This window comes from Streptomyces violaceorubidus (assembly GCF_000717995.1).
GTDB lineage: Bacteria > Actinomycetota > Actinomycetes > Streptomycetales > Streptomycetaceae > Streptomyces > Streptomyces violaceorubidus.
Window position 1 is genome coordinate 1 of record NZ_JODM01000071.1, and the last position, 6438, is coordinate 6438.

The window sequence follows — 6438 nt, forward strand, 5'->3', positions numbered from 1 at the left end:
CCCACGGGAGCTGCGGGAACACCTCACCGGACTCCTGCCGGACTACATGATCCCCGCCTCCTTCGTCACCCTCGACGCCCTCCCCCTGACCCCGAACGGAAAGCTCGACCGCAAAGCCCTGCCCACCCCCACCACGGCCGGTGACACCGGGGCCGTGCGGCGGGCCCCGGGCAGCGTGCAGGAAGAACTCCTCTGCGGACTCTTCGCCGACCTCCTCGGCCTGCCCGCCGTCGGCCCCGACGACAGCTTCTTCGACCTCGGCGGCGACAGCATCATGTCGATCCAGCTGGTCAGCCGGGCCCGCAAGGCCGGTCTCCAGCTCTCCGCGCGGGACGTCTTCGAGCACAAGACCGTGGAGGCACTGGCCGCCGCCTCCGCCGTCGCCGTCACGCCCGACGGGCCGGTCGAGGCCGAGGGTGCCGCCCTGGGGCCGGTGCCGCTCACGCCCGTCATGCACTGGCTGGCGGAACGCGGGGGACCGGTGGGCCAGTTCAACCAGTCGGTGGTGTTGCGGGTCCCGGCGGAGCTGGACGGCGAACGGCTCGTCACCGCCGTTCAGACGCTGCTCGACCACCACGACGCACTGCGACTGCGGCTGCGTACGGACCGTGACTGGACCCTGGAGGTGCTGGAGCGGGCGGACGTGCCCGCTGCCGCGTCCCTCGTGCGGCGCGTGGCCGCGGAGGGTGTCGACGGGGCCGCGCTCGACGCGCTGCTCGTCGCCGAGCAGGAACGGGCGCGCCAGGCGCTGGACCCCGCCGCCGGAGCCCTCGTGCAGGCGGTGTGGTTCGACCGGGGTCGTGAGGCGCAGGGAAGGCTCCTGCTCATCGTGCACCACATCGCCGTCGACGGCGTGTCCTGGCGCATCCTGACGGAGGACCTGCGGGACGTGTGGCAGGCGCTGTCCGAGGGCCGGGCGCCCCGGCCGGAGCCGGTGGGCACGTCGTTCCGCGGCTGGGCGCGGGGGCTGACCGCCGCCGCGCCACGCCGGACGGAGGAGCGCGAGCTGTGGGACCAGATGCTCTCCGGGCCCGACCCGCTCCTCGCCGACCGTGCCCTCGACCCGGTCAGGGACACCTTCGCCACCGCCGGCACGTTCACGGTGCGGCTGCCCGCCGGGACCACCGAGACCCTGCTGACGCCGACTCCCGGCCTGTACCGGGCGGGGATCGAGGAGGTGATCCTGGCCGCGTTCGCGTCGGCGGCCACCGGCTGGCGCCGTCGGCACGGTGCGCCCGATGCCACGGACGTGCTGATCGACCTGGAGGGGCACGGACGCGCCGAACACCTGGTTCCGGGAGCCGATCTGTCCCGGACCGTCGGCTGGTTCACCAGCATCCACCCCGTCCGGCTGGCGCCCGGCACCGGCCGGACGGCCGCCGGAGCCGAGCAGGACGGTGCCGTCGTCGCGGCGGCGCTGAAGCGGGTCAAGGAACAACTTCGGGCGGTGCCCGACAAGGGCGTCGGCCACGGCCTCCTGCGGCATCTCACCGAGGACGGGGACCGTGCGTCCGCGCGGCCCCAGATCGGGTTCAACTACCTGGGCCGGTTCGCCGCCCCGGGCCCGGACGACGCGGCGGCGGACTGGACCGCCGTACCGCTGGCCGGCGCGGTGGAGGACCCCGAACTGGCCCTGGCCCACGTCCTGGAGGTCAACGCCGCCACGCACGACGGCCCGCACGGACCGGAACTGGTGGCCACCTGGACCTGGGCCGGCGAACTGATCGACGAGACGCGGGTGCGTGAACTGGCCGACGACTGGTTCCGCGCCCTGCACGCCCTCGCCGAGCACAGCGCCGCCCCGGACGCCGGGGGTCTCACCCCCTCCGACGTACCGCTGGCCGAGGTCACCCAGGCCGACATCGACGCCCTGGAGGCCGAGAGCGCGGGGGACGCCGGCGCGCTGGTCGACGTACTGCCGCTGTCGCCGCTCCAGGACGGGCTGTTCTTCCACAGCCTGTACGACGACGCCGCCCCCGACGTGTACACGGCGCAGCTCGCCGTGGACATCGAGGGCGACCTCGACACGGCGGCGCTGCGGGCCGCGGCGGGCGACCTGCTCGACCGGCACACCGCGCTGCGGTCGGCCTTCCGGCGGACCACGTCGGGGCGCGCCGTGCAACTGGTGTTCGCCGCTCCCCGGCCGGCGTGGCGCGAGGTGGACCTGCGGGGCACGGACGAAGCCTCTCGCGAGGACGCCGCGGGCCGCGTACAGGCCGAGGAGTACGCGGCGCGGTTCGACCTGGGACGGGCACCGCTGCTGCGGTACGTGCTGATCAGGCTGGCGGACCGGCGTTCACGACTGGTCCTGACCAACCACCACATCGTGCTGGACGGCTGGTCGTCCCCCGTCCTCGTGCGGGACCTGCTCTCCCTCTACGCGGTGCGCACCGGCCGGGCGGACGGCCCCCTGCCCGCGGTCCGCCCCTACCGCGACCACCTGAACCACCTCGCCACGCGCGACGGACGTGCCGCCCGGGCCGCGTGGGAGGAGGCCCTGCTGGAACTGGACGGCCCCACCCTGGTCGCGCCGGCCCGGCCGGGCAGCGCCGCACTCGCCCCGCAGCGGCTGGAGTTCGGCCTGACCGAGGAGGAGACCGAGACCCTGAACGCGTGTGCGCGACGGGTCGGTGTCACCGCGAACACCCTGGTCGAAGCGGCGTGGGGCACCGTCGTGGGGCGGCTCGCCGGCCGCGACGACGTCGTGTTCGGCGTCACTGTCTCCGGCCGCCCCGCCGACCTCGAAGGGGTCGAGGACATCGCGGGGCTGTTCATCAACACCCTGCCGCGCCGCGTCCGCATCCGGCCCGGGGAGAGCGTCGCCGCGTTCGCGACCCGGCTCCAGCAGGAGCAGGCCCGGCTCCTGGACCACCAGCACCTCGGGCTGACCGAACTGCAGCGGATCGCGGGCGTCGGTGAACTCTTCGACACCGCGATGGTCTTCGAGAGCTATCCGCTGGACGAGTCCGCCCTCGGCGAGCTGGCGGGCCGGTCCGGGCTGACGCTGACCGGAGCCACCAACCGGGACGCGACCCACTACGCGCTGGCCCTGGTGGCGGTGCCGGGAGCACGGCTCACCTTCCGCCTGGACCACCGGCCCGACGCCTTCGACCCGGCAGCCGCGCGAGCCGTCGCCGAACGGTTCCAGCAGGTGCTCGGCGACCTCGCCCGACACCCGGACCGCCCCGTCGGCCGCCTCGACCTCCCCGGGGCCGCCGAGGCCGACCGCCTCGCCACCGTCTGGAGCGGGCCGACGCCGACCCTGGCCCGGGGCACCCTGCCCGAGCTGTTCCGGGAGCAGGTCCGGCGCACCCCGGACGCCCACGCCGTCGACTTCGAGGGCACCGTCCTGACCTACGCGCGCCTGGACGAGCGCAGCGACCGGCTGGCCGCCGCCCTCGTCGCGGCGGGACTCGGCCCGGAGCGCATCGCGGCCGTCGCGCTGCCCCGCTCGGCCGACCTGGCGGTGGCGCTGCTCGCCATCACCAAGGCCGGCGGCTGCTACCTGCCGCTCGACCCGGACTATCCGGCGGACCGCATCGCGTACATGCTCGACGACGCGGCACCCCACCTGATCGTCACCAGCCGTGCCGTGGCCGAACGCCCCGGACCGCTCGGCGCCGACGGGCACGGCGGCGCCGACGGCGGCACCGGACCGGCCCGCGTGCTGCTGGACGGCGACGACTTCACCGTCAGCTCCACTGTCGGCTCCACCGTCAGTGGCGGCCCCGGAGCGCCGGGGGAGAGCTCTGCCCGGCGGCCCGCCCACGACGCCGTACCCGGGCCGCTGACCCGGCACCCGGCCTACCTCATCTACACCTCCGGTTCCACCGGCCGCCCCAAGGGCGTCGTGGTCACGCACGCCGGTCTCGCCGCGCTCGCCGCCGGGCAGATCGAGTCGTTCGCGGTGACACCGGACAGCCGCGTGCTTCAGTTCGCGTCGCCCAGCTTCGACGCCGCCGTGTCCGAGACGTGCATGGCCCTCCTGTCCGGCGCCTGCCTCGTCGTGGCCCCGCAGGAACGCCTGATGCCGGGCACCCCGCTGGCCACGCTGCTGGACGAACAGCGGATCACGCACGTCACCCTGCCCCCGTCCGCGCTGCCCTCGCTTCCCGAGCAGGCCATGGCACCGGTGCGCACACTGGTCGTCGCGGGGGAGAGCTGCCCGCCCGAGTCGGTGGCCCGCTGGTCGGCCGGCCGCCGCATGCTCAACGCCTACGGCCCCACCGAGAGCACGGTCTGCGCCACGATCAGCGCCCCGCTGACCGGGCGGACGGCCCCGCCGATCGGCCGACCCGTCCCGCACACGCGCACGTACGTCCTCGACAGCGCCCTGCGCCCCGCCCCCGACGGGGTCACGGGCGAGCTGTACCTCGCCGGGGACGGCCTCGCCCGCGGCTACCTCAACCGCCCCGGCCTCAGCGCCGAGCGGTTCGTCGCCGACCCCTACGGCCCGCCCGGCACCCGCATGTACCGCACCGGTGACCTCGCCCGGTGGACGGCCGAGGGCGTCCTCGAGTACCGGGGACGCGCCGACGACCAGGTCAAGATCCGGGGCTTCCGCATCGAACTCGGCGAGGTGCAGACCGCACTGGCCTCCCTGCCGGAGGTCGTACAGGCCCACGTGACCGTCCGCGAGGACACGCCGGGGGACCGGCGCCTGGTCGCCTACGTCGTGCCGCGCACGGGCATGCCGGGTACGGGCATGCCGGGTACGGGCATGCCGGGTACGGGCATGCCGGGTACGGGCATGCCGGGCGCGGGCGCGGTCGCGGGCGCGGTCGCGGCGGGCGCGGTCGCGGCGGGCACGGACGTGGCGGGCACGGACGCCAAGTCCCTGCGTGCCCAGCTGTCGGCGGTGCTGCCCGCCCACATGGTGCCCTCCGCCTTCGTCACCCTGGACGCCCTGCCGCTCACGGCGAACGGCAAGGTCAACCGTGCTGCCCTGCCCGCCCCCGTGCTCACGGGCACCTCCACCGGACGCAGGCCGCGCACCCCGCAGGAAGACATCCTGCGCACCCTGTTCGCCGAGGTGCTGGGGGTCTCCGAGCCGGGCATCGACGACAGCTTCTTCGACCTGGGCGGACACTCCCTGCTGGCCACCCGCCTGGTGAACCGGATACGGGCCACGCTCGGCGTCGAGATCCCGGTCCGGCGGCTCTTCGAGACGCCCACCGTGGCCCAGCTCGCCGAGACCCTGTCCGACGCGGCCGGCGGGCGGACCGCCCCCGTGGCCGGGCCGCGCCCGGAGCACATCCCTCTGTCCTTCGCCCAGCGGCGCCTGTGGTTCATCAACCGCTTCGAAGGACCCAGCCCGACCTACAACCTGCCCACCGCCCTGCGCCTGACCGGCGCCCTCGACCTGGACGCCCTGCGCGGTGCGCTGGCCGACCTGGTCACCCGGCACGAGAGCCTGCGCACGCTGTTCGTGGAGGACGCCGGCGAGGTCCACCAGGTCGTCCTCGACGCGGAGTCGGCCCGCCCGGAACCCGTCGTCGAGCGCGTGACCGAGGCCGCCCTGGCGGAACGCCTCGCCGACACGGCCCGGTACGGCTTCGACCTGGCCACCGAACTCCCGCTGCGCGTACACCTCTTCCGGACCGCGGAAGAGGAACACGTCCTGCTCGTCCTCATCCACCACATCGCGGGCGACGGCTGGTCCATGGGACCGCTGGCCCGGGACCTGACGACGGCCTACGCCGCCCGTCGCGCCGACCGCGCACCCGACTGGGCTCCGCTGCCGGTCCAGTACGCGGACTTCACCCTGTGGCAGCGCGACATGCTCGGCTCCGAGGACGATCCCGACTCCGCGATCAGCCGGCAACTGGAACACTGGAGCACGACGCTGGCGGGCCTGCCCCTGGAACTGGAGCTGCCCACCGACCGGCCCCGCCCGACCGCCCCCACGCACCGCGGCGCCTCGGTCCCGTTGTCGGTCCCCGCCGCACTGCACCAGCGCCTGGAGGCGTTGGCGCGGGAGCACCAGTGCACGCCGTTCATGGTGGTCCAGGCCGCGTTGGCGGTCCTGCTGCACCGGCTCGGCGCCGGCACGGACATCCCCTCCGGGAGACCGACCTCGCCGCCTACGCGCACCAGGACATCCCCTTCGAACGCCTCGTGGAGGCCGTCAACCCCGAGCGTTCCGCCTCCCGGCACCCCCTCTTCCAAACGGTTCTGGAATGGAACAACAACGAGGAGAGCGCCGCACTCGACACCGTGGCCGAGCTGCCCGACCTCACCGTCACACCGGTCCCGGCACGCACGGGCGCCGCCAAGTTCGACCTCGTCTTCCACCTCTCGGGCGTACGCGACACCGACGGCCGGGCGGCCGGCCTGTCCGGTGAGGTGGAGTACAGCGTCGATCTCTTCGACCGTGGGTCGGTGGAGGTGTTGGTGGCGCGGTTTGTGCGGGTGTTGGAGGCGGTGGTGGGTGAGCCG

General features: G+C 74.6%; 2 pseudogenes. Both read left to right on the forward strand.

The features are described from left to right. Positions 1–5179 (forward strand): annotated as a pseudogene (locus tag IE94_RS41405) (amino acid adenylation domain-containing protein); the annotation flags it as partial. Positions 5180–5230: 51 nt separating this feature from the next. Then, positions 5231–6438, forward strand: a pseudogene (locus IE94_RS41945) (condensation domain-containing protein); the annotation flags it as partial.